This window comes from Roseococcus sp. SDR, assembly GCF_019083995.1.
GTDB lineage: Bacteria > Pseudomonadota > Alphaproteobacteria > Acetobacterales > Acetobacteraceae > Roseococcus.
The window spans coordinates 95,262-121,360 of sequence record NZ_JAHRCU010000017.1 but is presented as its reverse complement, the minus strand read 5'-3'; the positions used below and the strand labels follow the sequence as shown (position 1 = coordinate 121,360).

The 26,099-nt window shown below is 68.4% G+C and carries 29 protein-coding genes and 1 pseudogene; 23 read left to right on the top strand and 7 right to left on the bottom strand.

What is annotated here, in order from left to right; translation table 11 throughout:
• From KTR66_RS18365 to KTR66_RS18330, 8 genes and pseudogenes are all read left to right on the top strand, one after another.
• A pseudogene (locus KTR66_RS18365) lies at positions 1-1,520 on the top strand (chromosome segregation protein SMC); the annotation flags it as partial.
• Between the two features lie 98 nt (positions 1,521-1,618).
• Positions 1,619-1,918, top strand: a complete 300-nt coding sequence (locus tag KTR66_RS18360) for an AtpZ/AtpI family protein (protein ID WP_213615090.1) — start codon at positions 1,619-1,621, stop codon at positions 1,916-1,918.
• 24 nt (positions 1,919-1,942) lie between these two features.
• Entirely contained in the window at positions 1,943-2,698 is a 756-nt protein-coding gene (locus KTR66_RS18355) for a F0F1 ATP synthase subunit A (RefSeq protein ID WP_213615088.1), read from the top strand.
• A gap of 48 nt (positions 2,699-2,746) precedes the next feature.
• Complete coding sequence (locus tag KTR66_RS18350; RefSeq protein WP_213615086.1) at positions 2,747-2,971, top strand: ATP synthase subunit C family protein; 225 nt, start codon at positions 2,747-2,749, stop codon at positions 2,969-2,971.
• A gap of 72 nt (positions 2,972-3,043) precedes the next feature.
• Complete coding sequence (locus KTR66_RS18345; RefSeq protein WP_213615084.1) at positions 3,044-3,541, top strand: F0F1 ATP synthase subunit B'; 498 nt, start codon at positions 3,044-3,046, stop codon at positions 3,539-3,541.
• 1 nt (position 3,542) lies between these two features.
• Complete coding sequence (locus tag KTR66_RS18340) at positions 3,543-4,031, top strand: F0F1 ATP synthase subunit B (RefSeq protein ID WP_213615082.1); 489 nt, start codon at positions 3,543-3,545, stop codon at positions 4,029-4,031.
• A 79-nt stretch (positions 4,032-4,110) separates the two neighbouring features.
• On the top strand, positions 4,111-5,688 hold the full coding sequence (locus tag KTR66_RS18335) for an ABC transporter substrate-binding protein (protein WP_213615081.1): 1,578 nt from the start codon (positions 4,111-4,113) through the stop codon (positions 5,686-5,688).
• 255 nt (positions 5,689-5,943) lie between these two features.
• The gene (locus tag KTR66_RS18330; protein WP_213615078.1) at positions 5,944-7,290 is read left to right on the top strand and encodes a lipase family protein; all 1,347 of its coding nucleotides are present in this window, start codon (positions 5,944-5,946) and stop codon (positions 7,288-7,290) included.
• A gap of 19 nt (positions 7,291-7,309) precedes the next feature.
• On the opposite strand, the gene KTR66_RS18325 is transcribed toward KTR66_RS18330, so the two are convergent.
• The 3 genes from KTR66_RS18325 to KTR66_RS18315 all read right to left on the bottom strand — a co-directional run bounded on the left by KTR66_RS18325 (position 7,310) and on the right by KTR66_RS18315 (position 9,905).
• Positions 7,310-7,750, bottom strand: coding sequence for a hypothetical protein (locus KTR66_RS18325; protein WP_213615076.1), 441 nt, complete (start codon positions 7,748-7,750; stop codon positions 7,310-7,312).
• Positions 7,751-7,814: 64 nt separating this feature from the next.
• On the bottom strand, positions 7,815-9,158 hold the full coding sequence (locus tag KTR66_RS18320; protein WP_213615074.1) for a glutamate--cysteine ligase: 1,344 nt from the start codon (positions 9,156-9,158) through the stop codon (positions 7,815-7,817).
• A 27-nt stretch (positions 9,159-9,185) separates the two neighbouring features.
• On the bottom strand, positions 9,186-9,905 hold the full coding sequence (locus tag KTR66_RS18315; protein ID WP_213615072.1) for a 16S rRNA (uracil(1498)-N(3))-methyltransferase: 720 nt from the start codon (positions 9,903-9,905) through the stop codon (positions 9,186-9,188).
• A gap of 28 nt (positions 9,906-9,933) precedes the next feature.
• Between KTR66_RS18315 and ubiA the strand changes: the two genes are divergently transcribed.
• From ubiA to KTR66_RS18300, 3 genes are read left to right on the top strand one after another with little or no spacing between them, the layout of a single operon-like run.
• Positions 9,934-10,842 carry a 4-hydroxybenzoate octaprenyltransferase gene (gene ubiA / locus KTR66_RS18310; RefSeq protein ID WP_249732235.1) on the top strand — a complete coding sequence of 303 codons (909 nt, stop codon included), beginning with the start codon at positions 9,934-9,936 and terminating at the stop codon, positions 10,840-10,842.
• Positions 10,839-11,501: a 50S ribosomal protein L11 methyltransferase gene (locus KTR66_RS18305; protein WP_213615069.1), complete on the top strand. Its 663-nt coding sequence runs from the start codon at positions 10,839-10,841 to the stop codon at positions 11,499-11,501. Before ubiA ends, KTR66_RS18305 begins: the two co-directional genes overlap by 4 nt.
• A 29-nt stretch (positions 11,502-11,530) precedes the next feature.
• The gene (locus tag KTR66_RS18300) at positions 11,531-11,941 is read left to right on the top strand and encodes a type IV secretion protein Rhs (RefSeq protein WP_213615067.1); all 411 of its coding nucleotides are present in this window, start codon (positions 11,531-11,533) and stop codon (positions 11,939-11,941) included.
• A gap of 12 nt (positions 11,942-11,953) precedes the next feature.
• Here the strand turns inward: KTR66_RS18300 and KTR66_RS18295 are convergent, their stop codons facing one another.
• The 4 genes from KTR66_RS18295 to KTR66_RS18280 form a co-directional block, all read right to left on the bottom strand.
• Positions 11,954-13,057, bottom strand: a complete 1,104-nt coding sequence (locus KTR66_RS18295; protein WP_213615065.1) for a 5-methyltetrahydropteroyltriglutamate--homocysteine S-methyltransferase — start codon at positions 13,055-13,057, stop codon at positions 11,954-11,956.
• A 12-nt stretch (positions 13,058-13,069) separates the two neighbouring features.
• Complete coding sequence (locus KTR66_RS18290) at positions 13,070-13,780, bottom strand: GntR family transcriptional regulator (RefSeq protein ID WP_213615063.1); 711 nt, start codon at positions 13,778-13,780, stop codon at positions 13,070-13,072.
• A gap of 64 nt (positions 13,781-13,844) precedes the next feature.
• The gene (locus KTR66_RS18285) at positions 13,845-14,849 is read right to left on the bottom strand and encodes a tripartite tricarboxylate transporter substrate binding protein (protein ID WP_213615061.1); all 1,005 of its coding nucleotides are present in this window, start codon (positions 14,847-14,849) and stop codon (positions 13,845-13,847) included.
• Between the two features lie 87 nt (positions 14,850-14,936).
• On the bottom strand, positions 14,937-15,917 hold the full coding sequence (locus tag KTR66_RS18280; protein WP_213615059.1) for a tripartite tricarboxylate transporter substrate binding protein: 981 nt from the start codon (positions 15,915-15,917) through the stop codon (positions 14,937-14,939).
• 149 nt (positions 15,918-16,066) lie between these two features.
• Between KTR66_RS18280 and KTR66_RS18275 the strand changes: the two genes are divergently transcribed.
• The 12 genes from KTR66_RS18275 to KTR66_RS18220 all read left to right on the top strand — a co-directional run bounded on the left by KTR66_RS18275 (position 16,067) and on the right by KTR66_RS18220 (position 25,917).
• Positions 16,067-16,726 (top strand): sulfite oxidase-like oxidoreductase, encoded by a 660-nt coding sequence (locus KTR66_RS18275; RefSeq protein ID WP_213615057.1) that lies wholly within the window; start codon positions 16,067-16,069, stop codon positions 16,724-16,726.
• A complete protein-coding gene (locus KTR66_RS18270; RefSeq protein ID WP_213615055.1) occupies positions 16,719-17,264 on the top strand; it encodes a glutathione peroxidase in 546 nt (181 codons plus the stop codon). The genes KTR66_RS18275 and KTR66_RS18270 overlap by 8 nt, the downstream gene beginning before the upstream one ends.
• Positions 17,261-17,719, top strand: coding sequence for an MgtC/SapB family protein (locus KTR66_RS18265; protein WP_213615053.1), 459 nt, complete (start codon positions 17,261-17,263; stop codon positions 17,717-17,719). The genes KTR66_RS18270 and KTR66_RS18265 overlap by 4 nt, the downstream gene beginning before the upstream one ends.
• Positions 17,720-17,722: 3 nt before the next feature.
• A complete protein-coding gene (folK, locus tag KTR66_RS18260; RefSeq protein ID WP_213615051.1) occupies positions 17,723-18,220 on the top strand; it encodes a 2-amino-4-hydroxy-6-hydroxymethyldihydropteridine diphosphokinase in 498 nt (165 codons plus the stop codon).
• Between the two features lie 97 nt (positions 18,221-18,317).
• Entirely contained in the window at positions 18,318-18,713 is a 396-nt protein-coding gene (gene rpoZ / locus KTR66_RS18255; RefSeq protein WP_213615049.1) for a DNA-directed RNA polymerase subunit omega, read from the top strand.
• A 10-nt stretch (positions 18,714-18,723) separates the two neighbouring features.
• On the top strand, positions 18,724-20,985 hold the full coding sequence (locus KTR66_RS18250; RefSeq protein WP_213615048.1) for a bifunctional (p)ppGpp synthetase/guanosine-3',5'-bis(diphosphate) 3'-pyrophosphohydrolase: 2,262 nt from the start codon (positions 18,724-18,726) through the stop codon (positions 20,983-20,985).
• A gap of 177 nt (positions 20,986-21,162) precedes the next feature.
• Positions 21,163-21,573 (top strand): holo-ACP synthase, encoded by a 411-nt coding sequence (gene acpS / locus KTR66_RS18245; protein ID WP_213615047.1) that lies wholly within the window; start codon positions 21,163-21,165, stop codon positions 21,571-21,573.
• A 108-nt stretch (positions 21,574-21,681) separates the two neighbouring features.
• Positions 21,682-22,419, top strand: a complete 738-nt coding sequence (gene lepB, locus KTR66_RS18240; RefSeq protein ID WP_213615045.1) for a signal peptidase I — start codon at positions 21,682-21,684, stop codon at positions 22,417-22,419.
• Between the two features lie 10 nt (positions 22,420-22,429).
• Positions 22,430-23,101: a ribonuclease III gene (gene rnc / locus KTR66_RS18235; protein WP_213615043.1), complete on the top strand. Its 672-nt coding sequence runs from the start codon at positions 22,430-22,432 to the stop codon at positions 23,099-23,101.
• On the top strand, positions 23,098-24,003 hold the full coding sequence (gene era, locus KTR66_RS18230; RefSeq protein WP_213615041.1) for a GTPase Era: 906 nt from the start codon (positions 23,098-23,100) through the stop codon (positions 24,001-24,003). Before rnc ends, era begins: the two co-directional genes overlap by 4 nt.
• 175 nt (positions 24,004-24,178) lie before the next feature.
• On the top strand, positions 24,179-25,285 hold the full coding sequence (locus tag KTR66_RS18225; protein ID WP_213615039.1) for a DUF262 domain-containing protein: 1,107 nt from the start codon (positions 24,179-24,181) through the stop codon (positions 25,283-25,285).
• Positions 25,282-25,917: an MAE_28990/MAE_18760 family HEPN-like nuclease gene (locus KTR66_RS18220; RefSeq protein WP_213615037.1), complete on the top strand. Its 636-nt coding sequence runs from the start codon at positions 25,282-25,284 to the stop codon at positions 25,915-25,917. The genes KTR66_RS18225 and KTR66_RS18220 overlap by 4 nt, the downstream gene beginning before the upstream one ends.
• Positions 25,918-26,099 lie beyond the last annotated feature (182 nt).

Here is a 26,099-nt window from a genome sequence, read left to right as displayed (position 1 = left end):
CGCTGACCGAGGCCGAGGCGCTGCTCGCCGCCAGCCCCGCCGTCACCGGCTTCGCGGCCGAGGCGGAGGCGGCGCGCCTGGCCCAGGCGGCCGAATCCGCCGCCCGCGAAGCCCGGCGCGAGGCCGAGGCCATGCTGGGCCGTGCCCGGTCGGAGCAGGCCGGGCTGCGGAGCCGCCATAACGCGGCCCAGGCGCAGCTCGCCGCCCTCATCCCGCAGCAGGAGCGCATCGCGGCCGAATCGGCTGAGGCGGATGCGGCGCTCGCCGCCGCCCGCGCCGCCCGTGGCGCCCTGCCGGATCTCGCCGAGGCGCGGGCGCAGGTGGACCAGGCACGCCTTGCGCTGTCCGGCATTCGCGGCAAGGCCGCCGAGATGCGCGGCCGGGCGCTGGCGCTGAAGGCCGAGCGGGAAAGCCTCGCCACACGGCGCGAGGCCGCGCTGGCCGAGCGCGCCGCCTGGGCGCAGCGCCTGCAGGATGCGACGACGCGCCTCGCCGGTCTCGAATCGCGCCGCGCCGAGGCCTTCGCCCGGCGCGAGGCCGCGAAGGCGCTGCCCGAGCGCGTGGCGGGTGCGGCCGCCGATGCCGCCCGCCGCCTGGAAGCAGCCGAGGCCGCCCATGCCGAGGCTCGCGCCAGACTCGACGCTGCCGAGACCCGGGCCCGCGAGCGTGAGGAGGTCCGCCGCAGCGCCGAGGCCGCGCTGGTCCAGGCGCGCGAGGCCGCGCTGCGGGCTGAGGCGGCCCGGGACTCGGCGCTGCAGGCCGGCGAGGCGCTGGCCGCGCGCATCCTGGAGCGCATGGGCGAATCGGCCGAGCTGCCCGCTGCCCCGGAGGACATCTCCGACGCCGCCGAGGACCGCGCCCGCCGCCGCGCCGAGCGCCTGATCCGCGAGCGCGAGGAGGTCGGCCCCGTCAACCTCCGCGCCGAGACCGAGCTGGAGGAGCTGGAAGCCCGCATCGCCGGCATCAACCGGGACCGCGAGGAAGTGGGCTCGGCCATCGCCAAGCTGCGCGGCTCCATCGGCCACCTGAACCGCGAGGCGCGAGAGCGGCTGCGCGCCATCTTCGACCAGGTGGACCGCGAGTTCCGGGCGCTGTTCAGCAAGCTCTTCGGCGGCGGGCGGGCGCATCTGGCGCTCGTCGGCAGCGAGGATCCGCTGGAGGCGGGCCTCGAGATCTATGCCGAGCCGCCGGGCAAGAAGCTCTCGGCGCTGTCCCTGCTCTCGGGCGGCGAGCAGGCGCTGACCGCGCTTTCGCTGATCTTCGCGGTGTTCCGCTGCCATCCCGCCCCGGTCTGCGTGCTGGACGAGGTGGACGCGCCGCTGGATGACGCGAATGTGGAACGCCTCTGCGACCTGCTGGACAGCATGGCGGAAACGGGGACGCGCTTCCTGATCGTCACGCACCACGCGCTGACCATGGCGCGGATGCACCGGCTGTTCGGCGTCACCATGCAGGAACGCGGCGTTTCCCGCCTGCTTTCGGTGGATCTGGGCGAGGCCGTGGCGATGGCGGAAGGGTAGCTTTCAGGTCGCTTTCTGGGGGGGCGCGCGCTTGACAGTCATGCTGCGCCGCCATAGAGGCAGCCTCGCCTTCCAACGGAAACTTGAAGGAAGGAGCCATGGTGGATAGCCGGGATTCGCTGAAGAACCGCCTCAAGGCCGCTCGGGACCGCCAGGGTCTCGACAAGCCGCAGGCCGGACAAGGCGGGGGTCCGACATCCCCTTGGGGGTTTGGTCTCCGGGCTGGGGTCGAGGTCTTCTCGGCGCTGGTGGTGGGCGTGGGGCTCGGCTTCGCGCTGGACCGGTGGCTTGGCACCTGGCCTTGGCTCTTTCTCCTGTTCTTCGTCCTGGGGGCCGCCGCCGGCGTGTTGAACGTGTATCGCCTGTTCAATCCCCGGTCCGGCGCTCGCAAGAATTGATGGGTTTCATGCTGGAGGTGCGCGGTGGCCGTTGAGGGGAAAGCGATTGACGCGCTCAGTCAGTTCGATCTGGCGCCTGCGCTTGGCGCCGTCGGCCGGTCCGTCGGCTTCACGCAATCCAACCTCTACATGCTCATCTCGGGCGGCCTGATCGTCCTGCTCATGATGTGGGGCATGCGCCACCGCGCCATCGTTCCCGGCCGGATGCAGAGCCTGGCGGAAAGCGCCTATGGCTTCATCGACGACATGGTGCTGGCGCAGATCGGCGAGGAAGGCCGCCGCTTCTTCCCCTTCGTCTTCACGCTCTTCATGTTCATCCTCTTCGGGAACATGCTGGGCCTCTTCCCCTACGCCTTCACCTATACCAGCCACATCAGCATGACCTTCGTCATGGCGATGATCGTCTTCGTCCTGATCACGACGGTCGCGATCATGCTGCATGGCAAGAAGTTCCTGGGGTATTTCTTCCCCGAGGGCGCGCCCATCTGGCTCGCGCCCATCATCATTCCGGTCGAGATCGTCTCCTACCTCTCGCGCCCGATCAGCCTCTCCATCCGTCTCTTCGCCAACATGGTGGCGGGCCACGTGATGCTGAAGGTCTTCGCCACCTTCGTGGTGATGCTGGCGGGCCTGGGCGCGGTGGGGCCGTTCATCGCCGTCATGCCGCTCGCGATCAACGTCGCGCTGGTCGGCTTCGAAGTGCTGGTCGCGTTCCTGCAGGCTTACGTGTTCGCGATCCTCACCTGCATCTACCTCCACGACGCCGTGCACCTGCACTGAGCACGGGCCGTCCCCACCTGCTTCTCAGCAAACAGAAGGATTGAGAACATGGAAGTTGCTGCCGCCAAGGCCCTCGGGGCTGGCATCGCCGTCATCGCGCTGTTCGGCGTGGGCCTCGGCATCGGGAACATCTTCTCCTCGCTGATCACCAGCGTGGCGCGTAACCCCTCCGCCCGCGACGCCGTCTTCCCGATCGGCATTCTGGGCTTCGCGCTGACGGAAGCGGTCGCGCTCTTCGCGCTGCTGATCGCCTTCCTCATCCTGTTCGCCTGAGCGCGTCGGGCGGGGCGCTGAGCGCTCCGCCCACGTTCCTCTGCATCGGGCCTCCCGCCCCAGGACATTTCCATGCCGCAGCTCGACTTTGCCAACCCACTGATGATGAGCAAGCTGGTCTGGCTGCTGATCATCTTTGGCTTCCTCTTCTTCGTCCTGAAGAACTATGCGCTGCCCCAGGTGGCGTCGGTTCTCGACGAACGCGCTGCGCGCATCGCGGCTGATCTCAACGCCGCGCGCGATGCGCAGGCGGCGGGTGAGGCCGCACTCGCCGAGATCCGGGCGGCGACCGCCGCCGCCCGTGCCGAGGCCCAGGCTGCCATCGCGGCCGCCATGCTCGATGCGCAGACCAAGTCGGCAGCCCAGGCCGCCGAGATCAACGCCCGCCTCGCCGCCCAGGTGGCACAGGCCGAACAGCAGGTCCGCGCCGCGCGGGACCAGGCGATGGGCGCGCTGCGCGGCGTCGCCGGCGAGACGGCGACGGCCATGCTGGACCGCCTTGCCATCCAGGCCCCGGCCAATGACGTGACCGCCGCGGTCGATCGCGCCGCGACGCAGGGAGGCCGCTGACATGCTGCAGGATCCGAAGTTCTGGGTCGCTTCCAGCTTCATCATCTTCATCCTGCTCTTCGGCAAGCTGGCCTGGAGCCGGGCGACGGCGATACTCGACGCTCGCGGTGATCGCATCCGCGCCGAGCTTGAGGAGGCGAGCCGTCTCCGCGCCGAGGCCGAGGCCATGCTGGCCCAGGCCCAGGCCGAGCGTGACGCCGCCACCGCCGAGGCCGCCGCCATGATCGAGCGCGCCCAGGCCGAGGCCCAGCGCCTCGCCACCGCCGCAGCCGCGGAGGCCGAGGCCGCCGCCCGCCGTCGCGAGCGGATGGCGATGGACCGCATCGCCGCCGCCGAGGCGAGCGCCGTGACCGAGGTGCGCAACGCCGCCGCCGAGATCGCGACCGCCGCCGTGCGCGAAATCATCGTGGCCCGCCACGATGCCACGGCCGATGCCGCGCTGATCGACAGCGCCGTGGCCAGCCTGCCGACGGCCTTCCGCGCCGCCTGATTTCGGCGCCGCTCCCACTCGTCACGATGCCGGCGCAGGTCTAGCCTGTGCCGGCATTTTTCGTTTTCGGGAGATCCTCATGTTCCGTCCCTTCCTGGCCGCGGCCGCCCTCGCGGTCGCCCTCGGCGGCGCGCCCGCGCAGGCCAACCTGTTCCGCTGGGCCAATGACGGCGACGTCAACTCGATGGACCCCTACACCCGGTCCGAGACCTTCCTCCTCACCTTCAACGCCAACATCTACGAGCCGCTGATCCGGCGTGACCGCAACCTGCGCCTGGAAGCCGCACTCGCCGAGCGCTGGGAGCAGGCCGACCCGCTGACCTGGCGCTTCCACCTGCGCCGCAATGTCCGCTTCTCCGACGGCTCGCCCTTCACGGCGGATGACGTGATCTTCTCCATCGCCCGCGCGCGCGGGCCGGGGTCCAACATCACCTCCTACTTCGCCGCCGTGGCCGAGGTGCGGAAGGTGGACGACTTCACGGTGGACCTGATCACCCGCGTCCCCAGCCCCATCCTGCCGGAGGAGCTGACGAGCTTCGGCATCATGAGCAAGGCCTGGCTCGAGCGGCACGGCGCGCAACGTGTGGCCGACCTCACCTCGCGCGAGGAGAACTACGCCACCCGCAACGCCATGGGCACCGGCCCCTTCCTGCTGGTGAGCCGCGAGCCCGATCGCCGCACCGTGCTGGCGCCGAACCCGCTCTGGTGGGACACGCCCACGCACAACCTGACGCGCGTGGAGTTCAACGTCATCGCCAATGACGCGACGCGCGTCGCCGCCCTGCTCTCGGGCGAGGTGGACATGGTCTATACCGTGCCGCCGCAGGACATGGACCGCATCGGCCGCACGCCCAACATGCGCATCATCCAGGGGCCGGAGCTGCGCACCATCTATCTCGGCATGGATCAGAGCCGTGCGGAACTGCTGAAGAGCGACGTGCGCGGCCGCAACCCCTTCCAGGATGTGCGCGTGCGCCGTGCCCTCTACCAGGCGATCGACGTGCAGGCGATCACGACCCGCGTGATGCGCGGCCAGGCGCGCCCCGCGGGCCAGATCTTCGGCCCGGGCGTAAATGGCTTCCTGGAGGCCAATGACACGCGCCTGCCGCTCGACCTCGAGGCCTCGCGCCGGCTGTTGGCGGAGGCGGGGTATCCGAACGGCTTCGGTGTCACGATGGACTGCCCCAATGACCGCTACGTGAATGACGAGGCGATCTGCACCGCCGTCGTGGCCATGCTGGCGCGCATCGGTGTGCGCGTGACGCTGGCTGCCCAGACCCGCGCCCGCTTCTTCGCCGAGGTGAACGCGCCCCGCTACAACACGAGCTTCTACCTGCTCGGCTGGACGCCCAACACCTATGACGCGCACAACGCGCTGTTCAACCTGGCCGGCACGCGGGACGGCACGCGCGGCGTCTTCAACAATGGCGGCTATTCCAACCCGGCCTTCGACGCACTGGTGGACCAGATCTCCGTCGAGACCGTGCCCGCCCGCCGACAGGAACTGATCACTCAGGCGACCCGCCTCCTGCAGTCGGACGTCGCCTATATCCCGCTGCACCAGCAGCAGGTGGTCTGGGCCGCGCGCAACAACGTCACGCTCGTGCAGCAGGCGGATAACGGGTTCCCGCTGCGCTCGGTGCGGATCGGGAACTGAGGCCCCGCGGCACGCGCGGTTGATGGCGTTCTCAAGCGAGGCGGCTTGGCTGGCCGGCTCGGACCATGCGTCCGAGCCAGGGCGCCCGGCCGCATCGCCGCGCCGGCCCGCGGTGATGCGGCCCTGGGTGGCGCGCTGCTTCAACTTGCGTTGATTGATCGATCGCAACGCCACGGCTTGCGCCTTCCGGGCAGGATGTGGACGCGGCCTCCCGTCGAACGGCGGTCCAGGCCACATCACCGGAAGGAACGCCGCATGTCTTGCCCACTCGCCCGCCTGCTCACGGCCGGGCTCCTCGCCATGGCTCCGGGTCTCGCCTGGGCCCAGGCGCCGGCGCAGCCTGCACGCCCGGCCGCCACCGCCGCCCCGCCCGTGGCCTTGCCGCCCTTCTACCAGCGGGCCCAGGCCCTGACGCCGCGCGGCAAGCTGGGCGAGGTGCTGCAGCGCGAGCAGGTCGCGACCTCCATCCCCAATGCCCAGGCCTGGCGCATCGCCTATGTCTCCTCCGACGTGCAGGAGCGGCCGACCATCTCCACCGCGCTGGTCATCGCGCCCCGCGGCCAGATGCCGGCGCGCGGTCGGCCCATCATCTCCTGGGCGCATGGCACCACGGGCACCGCGGCCAATTGCGGCCCCTCCCAGATGTGGGACCCGGCGCAGGGGCTGAACCAGTATTTCATGCCCTCGGGCAATTCCTGGAACGACTACGGCGTGCCGGGCGTCGAGACCATGATCCAGCGCGGCCAGGTCGTCGTCGCGACCGACTATCAGGGCCAGGGCGGGCCGGGGGCGCATCAATACGCCGTTGCCGCCACCAATGCGCGCGATGCGATCAACGCGATCCGCGCGGCGGGTGCCATGGGGCTCTCCGGGCCGGACCGCCGCGCCATCATCTATGGCTGGTCTCAGGGCGGCGGCGCCACGGTGGCGGCGGCGAGCCTGGGCGACTACATCGCCCGGCGCGGGACGGCCTTTGACGGTATCCAGATGCAGGGCTTCGTGGCCATGGCGCCCGAGGTCATCTCGGCCTCCATGCCGCCGGGCGAGCTGACCGAGGCGAGCGCCGCCGCCTTCGTCCAGGGGCTGATCAGCGGCTTCGCCTCCAACATCTTCGACTTCGCGCATATGTCCATGAGCATCTGGGGCGCCGCGGCGGCCTTCCCGAATGTGCAGATGACCGACGTCTTCACCACGGACGGCGCTCGCGTGCTGGACGGGCTGATGCGGCGCAAGTGCATGCACGTGCTGAGCGACACGCTGAACTTCGCCTATGGCGCCACCTATCGCTCGCTGCTGAGCGACCAGCCGACCAACCCGCTCAACTGGGCGCGGGCCTTCATGGCCGGCAGCGTCGCGCCGGTGCGGCCGGTGGCGCCGGTGGTGATCTACTGGGGCACGCATGACACGACGGTGCCGCCCGCCATGGGGGCGGCCTATCAGCGGCAGATGTGCGGGATGGGCGGCAATGTCTCCCGCGTGCAGCTGCCCGGCGCGCAGACGCATTTCAGCACGCCCGGCGTGGCCGAACCCATGTATCTGCGCTGGATGGCGGACCGGCTGGCGGGCGCCGCCGCGCCCGAGGGCTGCGCCGAGCTGCGATAGGCGGGCGCCCCGGGCCCGATCAGCCCAGCTGGTCGGGCCAGCCGATGAAGAGGCCGATATCGCCGGGCATCCCGCCCGGGTAATCCAGCACGCGGGCGCCGAAGGTGAAGCCGCCGGGGGCCAGCTCCTTCTCCCACCATTCATGCACGTGCTTCAGAACGCCGGGCAATGTCTCCTGCCAGCCCTCCAGCCGGTTGTTGATGCGCCGGCCCTGGTCCTCGCAGAGGTCGGAGGGGAAGCGGATCAGCATCGCCTCCTTCTCGCCATTCTCGAAGGCGCGGCGGATCTTGGCGAGGGCGCGCTGCTTGTCCTCCTCCGTGATCTGGTAGGTCATCAGCTTTTCGGCGAAGGCCTTGAGCTCGGCCTGATGCGCTTCGCGCGCGGCTTCCTCCTCGGCATGGCGGCGCGCCTGGGCGGCCGCCTTCGCGGCGAAGAGATCGGCGACGGAAAGGGTGGGCATGGTGGGCTCCTCGGCTCAATGGGCCGAGGCTAGGCCGGGGCGTGCGCCCCGGCCTTGCGCCGCCTCAAAGCTCGGCGAAGGGCAGGGCCTGGCGGGCATCGCCCTGCCAGGGGCCATGGAACATCTGCAGGATCCGGTCCGCCTGGGTCATCCCGCTTTCCACGATCTCCCAGAGCGGGGTGAGGTAGATCTCCTCGCCCATCCCGCGCGCCTTGAGGCCAGCTTCGCTGATCGTCAGCGCGTCTCGCGCCACGTCCCGCAGCGAACGGCCGGCGATCTCGGCTTGGAGCGCGAGGCGCGGCGCATCGGCGCGGAGCTGGTGCATCTGCGCGACCGTCCAGCCTTTGGTCAGCGCGCGGGCCGCCTTCTGGGCCGCGTCGTCATAGATCAGGCCGACCCAGAAGGCGGGCTGCGCCTGGATCATGGCGGCCGAGCCGGAATCCGAGCCGCGCATCTCCAGGAACTTCTTGAGCCGCACCTCGGTGAAGACGGTGGTGACGTGGTCCGCCACGTCACCCATCGTGGCTTCGATGCCGGGCAGGCTTTCGAGGCCGGCCGACATGAAGCGGCGGAAGCTCTGGCCCGTCGCGTCCAGCAGCTTTCCGTCGCGCGCCACGAAATACATCGGCACGTCGAGCACGTATTCCGCGAAGCGCTCGAAGCCGAAGCCCTCCTCGAAGACCAGGCCCGGGATGCCGGTGCGGTCGGGGTCCGTGTCGGACCAGACATGGCCGCGCAGCGACTTGTAGCCGGAGGGCTTGCCCTCGCGCAGCGGCGAGGAGGCGAAGAGCGCGGTGGCGAGCGGCTGAAGCGCCAGCGAGACGCGCAGCTTCTCCACCATGTCGGCCTCGTCGCCGAAATCGAGGTTCACCTGCACCGTCGAGGTGCGGAGCATCATGTCGAGGCCCATGCTGCCGCGCGTGGGCATGTAGCGCCGCATGATCGCGTAGCGGCTCTTGGGCATCCAGGGCATGTCCTCGCGCCGCGCGACGGGATGGAAGCCCATCCCCGCGAAGCCGAGGCCGAGCGGCCCCGCCACCTCATGCACGTCGCGCAGATGCGCGGCGAGTTCGAGGCGTGCCGCGTGCAGATCCTCCATCGGGCCGCCGGAGAGCTCGAACTGCCCGCCGGGCTCGAGGCTGACCGAGGCGGAGCCGCGGGTCAGGCCGATGACGTTGCCCGCGTCGCGGATCGGCTCCCAGCCCTTGCGCATGATGCCGTCCAGCATCGCGCCGATGCCCTGATGCGCGTAGTCGGGCGGCGTGAAGTCGGTGCGGCGGAAGCCGAACTTCTCGTGCTCCGTGCCGATGCGCCAGGCGGATTTCGCCTTGCAGCCGGCGGCGAACCATTCGGCCAATTGGCGCGCGGACGTGATCGGCGTGGGGTCAGCCTGGCCGGGATTGGACATGCGGTTCTTTCATTCGTGTCAGAGCGGTCAGCGCCGGGCGTCGAGCGCCAGGGAGATGGCACCCAGTCCCGCCACCAGCGCCGTCTCGGCGCGGAGGATGCGCGGCCCCAGTGTTGCGAGCGATACAAAGGGTCGCCGGGCCAGATCGTCAAGCTCGGCCCGCTCGAAGCCACCCTCGGGGCCCACGAGAAACCCGCAGGGCGCCGTGAGCGTTTCCAAAATGTCATGCAAGGGTCGCGCCTCGCGCCGCTCGGCCGCCACCAGAAGGGGGGCGCCGTCCCAGGCATCGAGGACCGCATGCAGCGGGCGGGCCTCCATCACGGCGGGGATGGAAAGCCGCTCGCATTGCTCGGCGGCGGCGCGCGCGATGGCGGAGAGGCGCTCGGTGTTGCTGTGCCCGGCCACGCAGCGGCGGGTCAGCACGGGCTGGATGCGCGTGGCGCCGAGTTCCGTCGCCTTTTCCACCGCCCAATCCATCGCCTCGCGCTTGAGCGCCGCGACCAGCGCGCGCAGTTCGGGCTCGGGTGCGGGGGCGCGCAGCCGCTCTCCCAGGCGCATCGCGCCGCGATCCTTGCGCAAGGCGGTCAGCTCGGCGGCGAATTCCCCCTCGGTCGCGTTGAACGCGATGAGCGCAGCCCCCGGCGCACGGCGCAGCACATGGCCGATATGGTGGGCCTGGGCGGGGGTGAGCGCGATCTCGACGCCCGGCGCCAGCGGGCCCTCGGCGTGCAGACGGGGGATGGACATGGCTTCATCTGCCGTGCTGCAACACGGCATGCAAGAGACGCGCGGCTATACCGATATCCGCACCGGCGGCCTGGTCGCGAACCTGCCCGTCGCCCTGCGCCCCTATGCTCTGCTGATGCGGCTCGATCGCCCCATCGGCTCCTGGCTGCTCTTCCTGCCCGGTCTCTGGGGCATCACGCTGCAGGCGACGGGCTGGCTCCAGGGCATCTGGCTCATCCTGCTTTTCTTCGCCGGTGCCGTGGTGATGCGTGGCGCGGGCTGCGTCGTGAACGACCTCTGGGATCGCGATATCGACAAGCAGGTGGAGCGCACACGCGGCCGGCCGCTCGCCTCGGGCGCCATCTCGCCGCGCCAGGCGGTGATGTTCCTGGCGCTGCTCTGCGCCATCGGCCTCACCATCCTGCTGCAACTGAACACGCCTGCGATCTGGCTCGGCGTGCTCTCGCTGGTGCCGGTGCTGCTCTATCCGCTGGCCAAGCGCGTGACGGATTACCCGCAACTCGTGCTTGGCTTCACCTTCGGCTGGGCGGCGCTGATGGGGCCGGTGGCGGCGAGCGGCGGGCCCAGCCTCGCGATGGCCGTGCTCTATGCGGCGACGATCTTCTGGATCCTCGGCTACGACACGATCTACGCCCATCAGGACCGTGAGGATGACGCGATGGTGGGCATCCGCTCCACCGCGCTCAAGTTCGGCGCCCGGACGCGGCCCTTCCTCGCTGCCTGCTACGCGATGACGCTGGCGCTGCTGGCGCTGGCGGGCTGGATCTCGGGGTTGAATTCCTGGTTCTACCTGGCGCTCGCCATGCCCGCCGCCGTGCTCGCCTATCAGGTCTGGGATCTCGACATCAACGATCCCGGCCATTGCCTCACCTTGTTCAAGCTCAACCGTGAGGTGGGGCTGCTGGGCGGCCTCGCCATCCTGATCGGGCGTATGTGAGCGGGGCGGGCCCGTCCGACGCGGAGGCCTTCATCCGGGCCCAGACCGCGATCGCCGAGACGCCGCTGCTGCCCGGCCTGCGCCTGCACCTCGCGAGTGAGATCACGCCCATCTGGCAGGCCAGCGAGGAATTCCTGCGCGAGGCGGGCATCGAGCCGCCCTTCTGGGCCTTCGCCTGGCCGGGCGGGCAGGCGCTGGCGCGTGCCATCCGCGACGCGCCCGCCATGGTGCGGGGCCGGCGCGTGCTGGATTTCGCGGCGGGCTGCGGGCTGGCCGCCATCGTGGCCGCGCAGTCGGGGGCGGCCGTGGTGGAGGCCGCGGAGATCGACCCGCTCGCCATCGCCGCCATCGGCATGAACGCCGCACTGAACGGCGTGACGGTCACGGCCCTGGCCCGCGATGTGGTGGGCAGCCCCTGCCGGTGGGATGTGATCCTCTGCGGCGACGTCTGCTACGAGGCGCCGATGACGGCGCATATCCTGCCCTGGCTGCGCGCCATGGCAGCCGCAGGGGCGGAAGTGCTGGTCGCCGATCCCGGCCGCGCCTATCTGCCGCGCGAGGGGCTCGTGCCGCTCTCCACCCACGCCGTGCCGACCACGCTGGAGCTGGAGGACCGCACGGAGAAACGGGTCACCATCGCCCGATTGCTGCCCCATTGACGCCATGAGCGGCGGGGAAGCTTCCCTGCATGTGGCCCGCTTTCCTCGCAGCCCTGCTGCTCACCATCCCGCCCGCCGGCGCCCAGACAAAGCGCGACTATGACGCGCAGGGTCGCAACATCGGCCGCACCGAGCGCAATGGCGACACGGTGCGGCAATATGACGCGCAGGGGCGCAGCACCGGGCGCAGCGAGTTCCGTGGCGATACGCGGCGCGACTACGACGCCCAGGGGCGCAGCACCGGCCGCGTCGAGCGCAGCGGGGACACGCTGCGGCAATACGACGCGCAGGGGCGCAGCACCGGCCGCAGCGAGGTGAGGGGCGACACCACGCGCCATTATGACGCGCAGGGCCGCAGCACCGGCCGCTCGGAGGTGAGCGGCCAGACCATCCGCCACTATGACGCGCAGGGGCGGCTGACGGGCACGACTCGGCGCTGAGGCGCCGCCGGCTCAGACCGCGCCCCAGACCTCCTGCGCCACCTCGACGCAGAGGCGCAGCTTGGCCCATTGCTCCTCGACGGTGAGGACATTGCCCTCCTCGGTCGAGGCGAAGCCGCATTGCGGGCTGATCGCGAGCTGCTCCAGCGGCGCGTATTTCGCCGCCGCCTCGATGCGGCGCTTCAGCAGGTCCTTCGATTCAAGTTCACCGCGCTTGGAGGTGACGAGGCCGAGCACGACGGTCTTGCCCTTCGGCAGGAAGCGCAGCGGCGCGAAGCTGCCCGAGCGCTCATCGTCATACTCCATGAAATAGGCATTCACGTTGATGCCGTTGAACAGCACCTCGGCCACCGGGTCGTAGCCGCCCTGCGCGATGTGCATCGAGCGGAAGTTGCCGCGGCAGAGATGCATGGAGACGAACATGTCCGACGGCCGGCCAGCGATGGCGCGGTTGATGAGGTCGGCATATTTGCCAAGCAGCCCCTCCGTCTCCTCGCCGCGCGCCTTGAGGCCCGCGATCTGATCCGGGTCGCAGAGATAGGCGATGTTCACCTCATCCAGCTGCAGGTAGCGGCAGCCGGCACCCGCGAAATCCGCCACGGCGGCGGCATAGGCCTCGCCGAGATCGGTGAAGAAGCCCGCCATGTCCGGATAGGTGTGCGCATCCACCGCGCGGCGGCCGCCGCGGAAATGCAGCACGGAGGGGGAGGGGATGGTGATCTTGGGCGCGGCCCCGCCGGCATTCGCCGCCACGAAGGCGTAGTCGCGCACGAAGGGATGGCCCTCATAGCGGATGGGGCCGGTGACCTTCAGGCCATAGGCCTTGGTCTGGCCGCCCTGGAACTGGATGCCCTGGTCGGCCTCATACATCTCGACACCGCCGAGGCCGGCCAGGAAGTCGAAATGCCAGAAGGCGCGGCGGAACTCGCCATCGGTGACGGCCTTGAGGCCGATGGCCTTCTGCTCGGCAATGACCGTCCGGATGGCAGCGTCCTCGGCGGCGCGCAGCGCCTCGGCGCTCAGGGTGCCGGCGGCGCGGGCGGCACGCGCCTCGCGCAGCGGGATGGGGCGCAGCAGGCTGCCGACATGGTCGGCGCGGAAGGGCGGCTTTTGCATGGGGTTTCCTCTCTAGGCCTGGGTGACGAGCGGGCTCACGCCCGGCTCGCCGGCGGCGAGGATCAGGCGGAGGTTGCGACGGGCATTCTCGGCGTGTTCGCGCATCAGCCCCTCGGCGCGGCTGCCCTGGCCGGCCACCAGCGCCTCCACCAGGAGGTGATGCTGGTGATGCGCATGGCGCAGCAGGGCGTGGCGCGCGGCCGCACTGCCCTCATGCGGGACGAGGGCCGAGGCAGCGGCGAAGGGCAGCGCGGTGATGGCGGCGAGCGCGCGGCTCAGCGCGTCATTTCCCGCCGCCTCCAGCAGGATTGCATGCAATCTTGAGTTCATATCGCCATAGGCGGCCAGGGCGGCGGCGTCGAGCAGGGGGGCTTCCAGGGCCGCATCGCCGGCCGCGAGGCTGGCTTCCATGGCCTGGCGGGTGGCCGGGGAGAGGCCCTGCTCCGCCACCAGCCGGGCGGCCATGCCCTCCAGCTGGCCGCGCACGGCGATGGCGTCCTCGATCTCGGGCAGGGTGAAGCGGCGCACCAGAAATCCGCCGCCGGCCGAAGCCTGGACCAGGCCTTCGGCCTCCAGCTGGGCCAGCGCAAGGCGGATCGGCGTGCGCGAGACGCCCAGTGCCTCGGCGAGCGGGATCTCGGCGAGGCGGCTGCCTGGCGGGTGCTCGCCCGCGAAGATGCGGGCGCGCAGCGCATGGGCGATGCGGGTGGGGTGGCCGGCCATGCGCCGCTTCTGACGCAGGACCGGATTGCATGCAATATGTTACATGATAACCGGCCAGGGCCGGTCAGGCATCCACCGTCGCGCCCGTCTCGCGCACCAGGCGGCCCCATTTGTCGGCCTCGGCCCGGGCGAAGGCGGCGAACTGCTCCGGCGTGCCGCCGCGCACGAAGGCGCCCTGGCTGGTCAGCAGCTCGCGCAGGGCGGGTTCAGCCAGGATCGCGTCCACCTCGGCGGAGAGGCGCGCCGTACGGTCCCGCGGCGTCGCCGCATGGGTGCAGAGGCTCATCCAGGTGGCGGAGAGGAAGTTCGGCGCGCCCTGCTCGATCAGCGTCGGCACCTCCGGCAGCATGGAGAGGCGCTCGCTATGCGCGACGCCGATGGGCTTCAGCCGGTTGTCGCGGAAGAAGGGTGCGATGGAGACCGCGGCGTCGAACATCGCCTGCGTCTGGCCCCCCACGATGGAGGTGAGCCCGGGCGCCGAGCCGCCGAAGGGCACGGAGGTCACGTCCCCGCCGCCCGCCATGCTGCGGAACATGGCGATGGAAAGGTGCGAGGGCGTGCCGACGCCGGCATTGGCGAAGGCGAAGCTCGCACCCTGCCGCCGCGTCAGCGCCACCAGCTCGGCCAGGTTGTTCGCCGGCACGGAAGGGTGCACCGCCAGCACCAGCGGGATCACGCTGATGAGCGAGGCGAAGCTGAAATCCCGGAAGGGGTCATAGGGCAGGTTGCGGTACAGGCTCGGGTTGATCGCGATGGGCCCCGAGGGCGTGGCGAAGACGGTGTGCCCATCGGGCGGCGCCTGCAGGAAGTTCTGAACGGCGACGATGCCATTGGCGCCGGGGCGGTTTTCCACCACCACGGGCTGGCCCCAGCGCTCGGCCAGGCGTTGGGCCACGCGGCGCGCCTGGGCATCGGCCGAGCCGCCGGCGGCGACCGGGACGATGAAGCGCATGGGTCGGTTCGGATAGGCCTCCTGCGCGGCGGCAAGGCCTGGCGCGAGCGCAGGGGCGGCGAGCAGGCCGGCCAAGGCGCGACGGCCGAAGCGGGCGCCAAGGGGGGAATTGGACATGCGGTTCACTCCCGAAATGCGCCCCGCCGTTCCGGGGCGGGGCGCATATGGCGGGAGCGCAATCATTTGTCCATCGAGATGTGGCGCTCAGCCGTCGAAGACGATGTTCCGCTCGCGGATGATGCGGCCCCATTTCTCGTTCTCGGCGAGGACATGGGCGCGGGCCGCCGCGGCATCCGTGCCGCGCAGCAGGAAGCCGGCCTGGGCGCCGCGGGCCTGGACATCGGGCTGGCGCAGCGCCTCGTTCGCCACCTCGGTCAGGCGTGCGGCGACCGCGTCGGGCGTGGCCGCCGGCACCCACCACATCACCCAGGAATAGGCCTCGAAGCCCGGCACCACGCTCTCGGCGATGGTCGGCAGGTCGGGCAGGGTGGGCAGGCGCTCGGCGGTGCCCACGGCCAGCGCCGGCACGCTGCGATCGGCGATCATGGCGGCGGCCGAGGGCAGGTCGAGGATGGAGAAATCCACCCGGCCCGCGCGGAGTTCCACCAGCGCGGGCGCGCTGCCGCGGAAGGGCACATGGGTGATGTTGGCGCCCGTCATCGAGCGGTAGAGCTCGCCCGCCAGATGCGCGGGGTTGCCGACGCCGCCCGAGGCGAAGGTGAAGCGCCCCGGGTTGCGCTGGATCACCTGGTGCCATTCCTGCACCGTCCGCGCCGGGAAATCCGGCCGCGTCACCAGCACCGTCGGCGTGATGGCGAGCATGGAAAGCGCGCGGAAATCCCGCACCGGGTCATAGGGCGGCGGGCTCATCATCAGCGGCGCGGTGAGCGAGGAGATGACCGCGGCGAGGATGGTGTGCCCATCGGGCGCCTCGCGCGCGACGAGGTTGGAGCCGACCGTGGCGCCGGCGCCCGTCCGGTTCTCCACCACCACATTCTGGCCCAGCGCCGCCTGGGCGTGCGGCGCCATCAGGCGCGTCAGTACGTCCGGGCTGCCGCCAGCGGGGAAGGGGACGATGAGGCGGACGGACCGGCTGGGGGCCCAGCGCGCCGGCTGGGCGAGCGCGGGCGCCGCCAGCACGGGGGTGGCGGCGAGGGCAGCCAGAATCTGGCGGCGATTGGTCATGATCATCTCCGGTTGCAGCAGGCGCACCGGCATTTCGTCCCGGGGTGGACATAATGCAATCTCTCGGCAGGGAACAGGGGCCTCGTCGCGGTTCATCTTGCATCGCGGGCGCGAAGTGGCACCTATGAGCCACGCGAAGGAATGAAACGATGGCCGAAGACGACGTCACCCTCACCGGCGCGGTGAAGGACAAGCTCATCGCGAGCAAGGAGAAATGGGCGCGCGAAGGCCGGCTGCTGACCGGCATGGCGGGGCAGGAGCGCCTGCCGCCCGGCCAGCGCCTCGTGACCGATTTCCCCGTGCTCGACCTTGGCGTGCAGCCGGAGGTGAAGCTCGACCGCTGGCGCCTGCGCGTGGAGGGGCTGGTCGAGAACAAGCTCGCCTTGGATTGGGCCGCCTTCCAGGCCCTGCCGCAGCGCGAATGGAAGAACGACATCCACTGCGTGACGGCCTGGAGCCGCTACGACAACATCTGGCACGGCGTCGCCGCGCGGGATCTGCTGGAGCTGGCGCGCCCCACGCCCGAGGCGCGCTTCATCGTCTTCCACTCCTATGACGGCTACACGACGAACGTCCCGCTGGAGGTCTTCGCGGCCGAGGATGCGCTGGTGGCGCACAGTTGGAACAACGCGCCGCTGGAGCGCGTGCATGGCGGCCCGGCGCGCATCGTCATCCCGCGCTACTACTTCTGGAAGAGCGCCAAATGGGTGACGCGCATCGAGTTGCGCGCCGAGGACCAGCCCGGTTTCTGGGAGGTGCGCGGCTATCACAACAATGCCGATCCCTGGCTGGAGGAGCGCTATGGTTGAGCGCCGCGCGTTGCTTCTCGGCGGCATGGCGCTCAGCACGCCCGCGCTCGCCAGCACCCCCAATGCCTTCGACTTCACCTTCCAGGCGCTGGAGGGCGGGCCGATGCCGCTCTCGCAATATCGCGGCCGCGTACTGCTGGTGGTGAACACGGCGAGCTTCTGTGGCTTCACCCCGCAATACGCCGCCCTCCAACGCCTGCAGGACGCGCATGAGGCGCGCGGCCTGACGGTGGTGGGCGTGCCCTCCAACGACTTCAACCAGGAGAGCACCGACGCCCGGAAGATCCGCGAATTCTGCGACGGGATGTTCGGCATCACCTTCCCGATGACCGCGCTGAACCATGTGCGCGGCGAGCGCGCGCATCCCTTCTTCGCCTGGGCGGCGCGCGAGGCGGGGCCGGTGCGCTGGAATTTTCACAAGTACCTGGTCAGCCGCGATGGCCGGAGGGTCCAGGGCTTCTCGACCCAGACCGCGCCGGATTCTCCGCCCATGATCCGCGCCATCGAGGCGGCGCTGGCGGCAGCGCCGGCCGCGTGATCGAGCTTCTCCCCGAGGATGCCACCATCTACGGCCTTCCGCTCGCCTTCCTCCTGGGGGCGGCGGTCGGCGCCGAGCGGGAATGGCGGCACAAGCCGGGCGGGCTTCGCACCTGCGCGCTCGTGGCCCTCGCCAGTGCCGCCGTGGCCGACCTGATGCTGGCGCAGGTCACGCCCGCCAATCTCGGCGCCGGCTATGGTGCGGTGATGACAGGCGTGGGCTTCCTGGGGGCCGGCATGATCATGCGCGACGGCACCACGGTGCGCGGCCTCTCCACCGCCGCCACCATGTGGTGCGTGGCGGCGATCGGCCTGCTGGCCGGGGCGGCCGAGACGGTGGGCGCGCTGATCCTGGCCGCCATGGTGCTGGCGGTGAACATCCTGCTGCGTCCGGTCACCGATTTCGTCCGCCGCCGCCGGCCGGAACCCCGGCCGGACAACCCGCACGAGGATTGAGGCGTGATCCTGGTCGGCATCGGGGCCAGCCTGCCCACGCCGGACGGCACCTTGCCGCGCGAGACCTGCCGGGCGGCCGCGGCGGCGCTGGACGCGCTGCCCGGCCTCCGGCTGCGCGCCCTTTCGCGCTGGTGGGAAAGCGCCCCCATCCCGCCCATGCCGGGCGCGCCCTGGTTCGTGAACGGGGTGGCGCGGCTGGAAGGGTCGGCCGAGCCCGATGCGCTGCTGGCGGCCCTGCATGCCATCGAGGCCGCGCATCACCGCGCGCGGCCCTATCCCAATGCGCCCCGCACCCTGGACCTTGATCTGCTGGATTGCCACGGCGCGCTGCGCGAGGGGCCGGGCCTGATCCTGCCCCATCCGCGCCTTTACGAGCGCGCCTTCGTTCTCCGCCCGCTGGCCGAGGTCGCGCCCCGCTGGCGGCACCCGCGCACGGGCGAGGGGGTGGATGCGCTGATCGCACGGCTGCCCCCCCAGGAGATCAGCCCGCTCGCGCCCTGAGCGCTTGCGGAGTCGGGCCGCAACGCTTATCTGGAAGTTTCGCCGCGGCGCAACATCACGCGCCCGTCCCTGTCACTTGTTGCCCCCGAGGTGCCCCATGGCGCGCGTTACCGTCGAAGACTGCGTCCTCCAGGTTCCCAACCGCTTCGAGCTCGTGCTGCTCGCGGCCCAGCGCGCCCGCAACATCAGCCGGGGCGAGAGCCTGACCCTCGACCGCGACAATGACAAGAACCCCGTCGTGGCGCTGCGCGAGATCGCCGAGCAGACGGTGGAACTGCCCGCCCTGGAGCAGGACCTGATCAAGTCCCTCAGCCGCGCGCCGGAGCCGGAGCCCGTCGAGGACGAGGTGATGGACCTGATCGACACGAACGAGAACATCTTTGGCGTGATGGACGTGAACGAGGAACTGCCGGCCGATATGGGCGGCGACGACTTCTCGCCCGACGACCTGGAAGCCCAGCTGGCCGCCGAGCTCGGCGGCCGAGGCGACTGAGCGCCCCCCGGTGAAACCTGGCGCCACCCCGGATGAGCCGGTGGTGGCGCGCGCGCCCGATGGCGTCTCTGGCGGGGCCGCTCCCGTCCCCGGCCTCGACGCCGTCCTCGAATTCTGCAGCCGGATCACCACGGCCGATCCGCGCCTCGACGCCGACCTGATCCTGCGCGCCGGCCGTTTCGCGGCCGAGGCCCATGCGCCCCAGGCCCGCCAGAATGGCGAGCCCTACATCATCCACCCCGTCGCCGTCGCCGAGATCCTGGCGAGCTACCACCTCGACAGCGCGACCATCGCGACCGCGCTGCTGCATGATGTGGTGGAGGACACGCCGCACGGCCTGCCCGAGATCGAGAAGCGCTTCGGGCCCGAGATCGCGCGGCTGGTGGACGGCGTCACGAAACTCTCCCGCATCGAGGTGCAGAGCGAGCGCACCAAGCAGGCCGAGAACCTGCGCAAGCTCCTGCTGGCGATGAGCGAGGATCTGCGCGTCCTGCTCGTGAAGCTGGCCGACCGGCTGCACAATATGCGAACGATTGGGTTCGTGACGAAGCCCGAAAGCCGGCTGCGCACGGCGCGCGAGACGCTCGACATCTACGCCCCGCTCGCCGAGCGCATCGGCATGGAGGCCTTGAAGACCGAGCTGGAGACGCTGGGCTTCCGCGAGCTGAACCCCGATGCCTGGGCCACCATCGCGCAGCGCCTGACCTATCTGCGCGGCCGCTCGGCCGACATCATCCCGGAGATCGAGGCCGAGCTGCGCGAGGCGCTCGAGATCAACAACGTGCCGGTGGAGGAGGTCTCGGGCCGCGAGAAATCGCCCTATTCCATCTGGCGCAAGATGCAGGCGAAGAACGTGGCCTTCGAGGGCCTCTCGGACGTGATGGCGTTCCGCATCATCGTGCCCGAGCGCGCGCATTGCTACATGGCACTCGGCGCCATCCACGACGCCTTCAAGGTGATCGCCGGCCGCTTCAAGGACTATATCTCGACGCCCAAGACGAATGGCTACCAGTCGCTGCACACGGGCGTGCTGCTGCCGGGAAGGCGGGACGAGGCGAAGATCGAGGTGCAGATCCGCACGCGGGAGATGCACCACATCGCCGAATACGGCCTCGCCGCGCATTGGGTCTACAAGCAGGGCGGCCAGGCGGCGGCGGCCAAGAGCTACCCCTGGGTCCGTGCGCTGCTCGACATCCTCGAGACCGAGCCCGAGGTCCAGGACGCGATGGAGGCGACGAAGCTCGAACTCCATCGCGAGCTGGTCTTCTGCTTCTCGCCCAAGGGCGACCTGATCGAACTGCCGCAGGGCGCGACCCCGGTCGACTTCGCCTATCACGTGCACAGCCAGGTGGGCGACACCTGCGTCGGCGCCAAGGTGAACGGGCGCATCGTGCGGCTCGATCACAAGCTGCTGAACGGCGACCAAGTGGAGATCATCACGGCCAAGGGCGGGCAGCCCAACCCGGCCTGGATGAAGTTCGTGAAGTCGGGCAAGGCGCAGGCCCGCATCCGCCGCTTCGCCCAGGCCGAGGAGAAGCAGAAGCAGCGCGACGAGGGCCGCACCGCCATCGTCAAGGCGTTCCGGCAGAACGGGCTGGAGTTCCAGGAGAAGCTGCTGGAGCCCGCGGTGAAGGCGCTCCGGCAATCGGGCATCGAGGAGATGTTCCACGCGGTCGCGGCCGGCAGCATCTCGGCGCGCGATGTGGTGAACGCGGCCTTCCCGGAGCTGCGCACGCCGGCCCGCGGGATCGAGCCGATGGGGCTGGTGGCGCCGCGCGGGCGCCTCGGCGGGCGCAACGGCAAGAGCCAGACGGCGGTGCCCGCGGCCCCCATCACCGGCGTGGTGGCGGGGATGCAGCTGCATTTCGCGCAGTGCTGCCACCCCATCCCGGGCGACCGGATCGTCGGCATCGTCACCACGGGCAAGGGTGTGACGGTCCATACCCAGGATTGCCACATGCTGGAGAACTTCGTCGCGACGCCGGAGCGCTTCCTGGATGTGGACTGGGAGCAGGAGGCGCTGGGCCCGGCCGCGCATGTGGTGCGGCTTTCGGTCTCGGCGGTGAATGGGCCGCAGCTGCTCTCGGGGGTGGCGAATGCCATCAGCAAGCAGAAGGGCACGCTGACCAATCTGCGGCTGTCGCGCCGGGAGGATGACGAGTGCGAATTGGCGCTGGATGTGGAAGTGCGCGACACGAAGCACCTGGCCGAGGTGATGGGCACGCTGCGCGCGTGCGAGGGCGTGGTGCGGGTGGATCGGGCCAGGGGTTAGGATGACCGACGCAAGCCTGGGCGTCGGGGCCGCGATGGTCCTGCCCGATGGGGCGCCGCCCTCCGAGGATCCGGCCGCAACGCGGCCGGCGCGCCCAGCCCGCGGTTCGAACCAGCGCGCCAGCCGCGGCGCGAAGCCAAGCCGGCGGAGCCGGCGCCCGGCGTTTGAGGGCACCAAATGATCCTCGGAATAGGAAACGATGTCTGTGACATCCGCCGCATCGAGGCGGTGATGGAACGGCACGGCCAGCGCTTCCTGGAGCGCGTCTTCACCCCCGTCGAGCGCGCCAAGGCCGAGCGGCGGACGGAGCGCATCCGGGCCGGCACCTATGCCAAGCGCTTCGCGGCCAAGGAGGCGGCGAGCAAGGCGCTGGGCACGGGCTTCCGGGCCGGCGTCTTCATGCAGGATCTGGGCGTGGTGAACCTGCCCTCGGGCAAGCCCACGCTCAGGCTCACGGGCGGCGCGGCCGAGCGGCTGAAGGCGATGACGCCGCCGGGCCACCGGGCCGAGATCCAGCTGACGATGACCGATGAATACCCTTACGCCAGCGCCATCGTGATCATCAGCGCGGTGCCGCTCGGCACCTGAGGCCCCGGCGGGCCGCAAGCGGCCTTCCTTGACACCCGCAAGCCCCTGGGCTCAATCCCTGATTTCCCCCGGTGGTCCCCCCTTTCCATGGCGAAAAGCTCCTCCTTGATGTCGAAGAAGAAGACGGGCGGCTGGCTCGAGAGCGTCAAGACGATCGTCTATGCCGCGCTGATCGCCATCGGCATCCGCACGGTCGCCTTCGAGCCCTTCAACATCCCCTCGGGCTCCATGATCCCGACGCTGCTGGTGGGCGACTACCTCTTCGTCTCCAAGTATTCCTATGGCTATTCGCGGCATTCCATGCCCTTCAGCCCGAACCTCTTCTCCGGCCGCATCTGGGGCACGACGCCGGAGCGCGGCGATGTCGCGGTGTTCAAGCTGCCGCGCGACACGAGCCAGGACTACATCAAGCGCATCATCGGCCTGCCGGGGGATATCGTGCAGGTGCGGCGCGGCATCCTGCACCTGAACGGCCAGCCGCTGCGCCGCGAATCGCTCGGCCCCTTCGTGGCGGAGGGCGATGGCCCGCGCATGACGGTGCAGCAGTTCCGCGAATTCCTGCCCGGCGGGCGCAGCTTCCTCATCATCGAGCAATCGGATGACGGGCCGCTTGACAACACGCCGGAATTCCGCGTGCCGGACGGGCATGTCTTCGCCATGGGCGACAACCGCGACAACAGCCTGGACAGCCGCGTGCCGAGCGCGGTCGGCTTCATCCCCATCGAGAACCTGGTGGGCCGGGCGGAGTTCATCTTCTTCTCGGTGGATGGCAGCGCGCGCTGGTGGGAGGTCTGGGGTTGGCCCTTCGCCATCCGCTACTCCCGCCTGCTGAGCGCCGTCCGATAGACGGGCGCCGATGACCGCCGGGCTGCAGCAGCGCCTGGGCCACAGCTTCCGGGATCCGGGCCTGCTGGAGCATGCGCTGACGCATCGCTCGGCGGCCGATCCGCGCCGGCGCATGCTGGATTCCAACGAGCGCCTGGAATTCCTGGGCGACCGCGTGCTGGGCCTCTGCATCGCCGAATGGCTGGCCGAACGCTTCCCGCAGGAACGGGAAGGGGACCTCGGCAAGCGGCTCGCCACGCTCTGCTCGCAGGAGGTGATCGCGCCCATCGCCGAGCGCATGGGCCTCGCTGCCGCCTTGCGCGTTCCGCCCTCCGAGGGGCGGACGGGGCTGCGCGCGCGGGCGACCGTGCTGGCCGATGCGCTGGAGGCGGTGCTGGGCGCCCTGTATCTCGATGGCGGGCTCGATGTGGCGCGCGCCGTGGTGCGCCGCGAATGGGCCGAGGCCATGGCGGTGGATGCCAAGCCGCCGGTCAGCGCCAAAAACCGGCTGCAGGAATGGACGCTGGGGCGGGGCTTGGGCCTGCCCGAATATGCGATGCTCTCGACCAGTGGCCCCTCGCATGCGCCGGTCTTCGTCGTGCAGGTGACGGCGGCCGGCCGCTCGGCCGAGGGGATGGGCGAAAGCAAGCGGGCGGCGGAACAGGCGGCGGCCGAGGCCTGGCTATCAGGGATTTCGACATGAGTGATGTATCGGCCCAGCGTTGCGGCTTCGTCGCCATCCTGGGCGCGCCCAATGCGGGCAAGTCCACGCTGGTGAACGCGTTGGCGGGCACCAAGGTGACCATCGTCTCGCCCAAACCGCAGACCACGCGCTTCCGCGTGCGCGCCGTGCTGATCGAGGGCGAGGCGCAGATCGTGCTGGTGGACACGCCCGGCATCTTCGCGCCGCGCCGCCGGCTGGACCGCGCCATGGTCTCGGCCGCCTGGGGGGGGGCGAAGGATGCCGATTTCGCGCTGCTGCTGGTGGATGCGAAGACCGGCATCACCGAGACGGTGCGCGGCATCATCGAGCGCCTGGCCCAGCAGAAGCGCACCGTGTGGCTCGCGCTGAACAAGGTGGACCTGATCGAGCGCGAGACGCTGCTGCCGCTGGCCGCCAAGCTGCATGAGATGCTGCCCTTCGCCGAGACCTTCATGATCTCGGCCGAGAAGGCGAAGGGGCTGGACCGGCTGCGCGCCAAGCTGGCCGAGGCCATGCCGCCCGGCCCCTGGATGTTCCCGGAGGATGAGCTCTCCGACCTGCCCAACCGCATGCTGGCGGCCGAGGTGGTGCGCGAGCAGATCCTCCGGCAGACGCATGAGGAGGTGCCGCACCATGCGAGCGTGGAGACGGAGCAATGGACCGAGCGGCCGGATGGCAGCGCGCGGGTGGATTGCACCATCTATGTGGGCCGCGCCTCGCAGAAGGCGATCCTGATCGGCGATGGCGGGGCGCGCATCAAGGAGATCGGGCGGCGGGCGCGGCTGGAGCTGACCGCGCTGCTGGAGCGGCCGATCCATCTGTTCCTGAACGTGAAGGAACGGCCGGGTTGGGATGAGGAGACGGGGCGGATCAGGGCGTTGGGGTTGGAGGATGAGGGGTGAGGTCAGAGGCTAGCTTATGTCCAATGCCTTCGTAGTGCGTTGCTTCGCTACATCACATTGGTTTGCTCCGTAACCCGATCGACAATAAGTGGGACGTAGCCAAGCGCAAGTAAGGCTTGGATTGAAGGGGATCCGGCCGTATGATGTTGCGCATACAAAGTAGGTGGGCGGACAAGTGAGTCTTGAAGAGGCTATCGCTAGGCACTCAAAGCATGTTCAAACGACGTCGTATTCGATGTCAGTGAGCGAGTTGCTTTCTATGTATCGCGACGGCGAGTTAGATCTTCATCCCGAATTTCAAAGATTTTTTCGTTGGACCGACGAGCAAAAATCTCGTCTGATAGAGTCCCTTATTCTTGGGATTCCGATTCCGCCGATTTTCGTATCTGAGCGTGAGGACTCCAAGTGGGACGTAATTGACGGTCTACAGCGGCTGTCCACAATTCTTGAATTAATGGGCGAGCTTGTTGATGAGGAGGGGCGGCGGAAGCCTCCTCTTATGCTTCTACAGACCCACTATCTTCCTGATCTCGAGTCAAGATACTGGGTCCACGAAGAAGAAAATTCATCTTTGCCAGAAAGCGTTAGGATAAAGATCAAGAGAGCGCGACTTGACATAAATATCGTAAAAAGCACAAGCGATACTGACGTAAAGTATGAGGTCTTTCAGCGTCTAAATAAGGGTGGAGCTTCGGCAACAGAGCAGGAAATCAGAAATTGCCTGCTGGTAATGTCAAATCGAGGTTATTTTAATTGGATCCAGCATTTGAGTAAAAGTGAAGCATTCAAGCAAACGCTTTCGTTGACAGAGCGTGCTGTTGAGGAAGCTTTTGATATCGAGCTTGTGTGTCGTTTACTCATATTTTCAAGAAAAGAAGTGGAGGAGCTGCAGAGGTTAGATGAGCTTGGGGCGTATCTTAATAGAGAAGCGGTTTCGCAGGCTCGTGATAAGAATTTTCCCTTTGAGCTTATGGAGTTTACATTTAATCAGACGTTTTCTTATTTGGCGGAGCATCTGCAGGAAAACGCATTTCGGCGATATAGCACGCAGTCGGGTCGGTATGTTGGACCGCTTCTTGTTTCAATTTACGAGGTTGTGGCTGTTGGGCTTGCCAACCGCCTCCAAGGCGGTGCGTCATTGCCGCCAAGTCGAGAATTTCTGGATCGACACCAAAAATTGTGGTCAGAGCTTGGTCAAAAGAAATTTGTTGGATCAGGAGTTCGGGCATCTACCCGGGTGCCTGAGACCGTTCGTTTTGGCAGGGAATGGGTTCAAGTGTGAAAATCCGGACTGATGAACAGCTGCTGGATTTTTTGGCGCAAAATAAGCAGCGCAGAAAGCGGGAGTTAGTATCGTTTAAGCAAGATTTGAGGAACGATATTGAAGTTAAAAGGGTTGAGATGTCCGCAGTAGTATTTGGCTACGCGCACTGGGAGGGCTTTGTGAAGCAGGCTGCGCGCGCTTACGTTCAGTTTGTTTCCAATAAATCGAGAGCTTTTGTGGCACTGTCGTCTAATTTTCAGGCTCTATTTTGTCGACAGGAATTAAGGATCGCCCAAAATTCATCCAAAAAAATAACGCCTCATTTAAATTTAATTGATCTACTATTGAATAAGAACATAAATTCGGTATCGATTGATGAAAACGCTATCGATACAGAGTCAAATTTGAATTCCGAAATATTTGAAAATATTTGTATCAGTATAGGCATAAACTACAAAATTATGTGGTCTCATGAGGCTCCGTTTATCAATGATTTATTTGGAAATCGGTGTGCTATAGCGCATGGTGAGTTATTCGATCCACCCAAAAATTATGCTACCGAAGTTATAGATAGGGTGATTTTTTGGATTGATTGTTTTTCAACTGATGTCGAAAATGCGGCGATTGAAAAAGCCTACCTCAAAAAATGACGGCCGCCGATTGTGCACTGACGCTCTGATGTCAAAGTCGTAGGGTACTGCGATATTTGCCACCTGCCTTCGTTCTGCCGATGCACCTAGCTGGCAACTACGCTGCCCCAACCGACTCGTGAAAATTCTCTGTGTTCACCAGCCGAAGAGAGGCAACGACTTCTATCCGAATCCCGGCTAGT

Bases quoted from the DNA above. Each gene is read 5' to 3' on its own strand.
- acpS (WP_213615047.1), top strand. From the start codon at position 21,163: ATGATCCTCGGAATAGGAAACGATGTCTGTGACATCCGCCGCATCGAG.
- rnc (WP_213615043.1), top strand. From the start codon at position 22,430: ATGACCGCCGGGCTGCAGCAGCGCCTGGGCCACAGCTTCCGGGATCCG.
- KTR66_RS18295 (WP_213615065.1), bottom strand. From the start codon at position 13,057: ATGCAAAAGCCGCCCTTCCGCGCCGACCATGTCGGCAGCCTGCTGCGC.
- KTR66_RS18280 (WP_213615059.1), bottom strand. From the start codon at position 15,917: ATGACCAATCGCCGCCAGATTCTGGCTGCCCTCGCCGCCACCCCCGTG.
- ubiA (WP_249732235.1), top strand. From the start codon at position 9,934: ATGCAAGAGACGCGCGGCTATACCGATATCCGCACCGGCGGCCTGGTC.
- KTR66_RS18350 (WP_213615086.1), top strand. From the start codon at position 2,747: ATGGAAGTTGCTGCCGCCAAGGCCCTCGGGGCTGGCATCGCCGTCATC.
- era (WP_213615041.1), top strand. From the start codon at position 23,098: ATGAGTGATGTATCGGCCCAGCGTTGCGGCTTCGTCGCCATCCTGGGC.
- KTR66_RS18275 (WP_213615057.1), top strand. From the start codon at position 16,067: ATGGCCGAAGACGACGTCACCCTCACCGGCGCGGTGAAGGACAAGCTC.
- KTR66_RS18300 (WP_213615067.1), top strand. From the start codon at position 11,531: ATGTGGCCCGCTTTCCTCGCAGCCCTGCTGCTCACCATCCCGCCCGCC.
- KTR66_RS18270 (WP_213615055.1), top strand. From the start codon at position 16,719: ATGGTTGAGCGCCGCGCGTTGCTTCTCGGCGGCATGGCGCTCAGCACG.
- KTR66_RS18285 (WP_213615061.1), bottom strand. From the start codon at position 14,849: ATGTCCAATTCCCCCCTTGGCGCCCGCTTCGGCCGTCGCGCCTTGGCC.
- KTR66_RS18315 (WP_213615072.1), bottom strand. From the start codon at position 9,905: ATGTCCATCCCCCGTCTGCACGCCGAGGGCCCGCTGGCGCCGGGCGTC.
- KTR66_RS18290 (WP_213615063.1), bottom strand. From the start codon at position 13,780: ATGGCCGGCCACCCCACCCGCATCGCCCATGCGCTGCGCGCCCGCATC.
- KTR66_RS18345 (WP_213615084.1), top strand. From the start codon at position 3,044: ATGCCGCAGCTCGACTTTGCCAACCCACTGATGATGAGCAAGCTGGTC.
- KTR66_RS18335 (WP_213615081.1), top strand. From the start codon at position 4,111: ATGTTCCGTCCCTTCCTGGCCGCGGCCGCCCTCGCGGTCGCCCTCGGC.
- rpoZ (WP_213615049.1), top strand. From the start codon at position 18,318: ATGGCGCGCGTTACCGTCGAAGACTGCGTCCTCCAGGTTCCCAACCGC.
- KTR66_RS18320 (WP_213615074.1), bottom strand. From the start codon at position 9,158: ATGTCCAATCCCGGCCAGGCTGACCCCACGCCGATCACGTCCGCGCGC.
- KTR66_RS18325 (WP_213615076.1), bottom strand. From the start codon at position 7,750: ATGCCCACCCTTTCCGTCGCCGATCTCTTCGCCGCGAAGGCGGCCGCC.
- KTR66_RS18340 (WP_213615082.1), top strand. From the start codon at position 3,543: ATGCTGCAGGATCCGAAGTTCTGGGTCGCTTCCAGCTTCATCATCTTC.
- KTR66_RS18360 (WP_213615090.1), top strand. From the start codon at position 1,619: ATGGTGGATAGCCGGGATTCGCTGAAGAACCGCCTCAAGGCCGCTCGG.
- lepB (WP_213615045.1), top strand. From the start codon at position 21,682: ATGTCGAAGAAGAAGACGGGCGGCTGGCTCGAGAGCGTCAAGACGATC.
- KTR66_RS18330 (WP_213615078.1), top strand. From the start codon at position 5,944: ATGTCTTGCCCACTCGCCCGCCTGCTCACGGCCGGGCTCCTCGCCATG.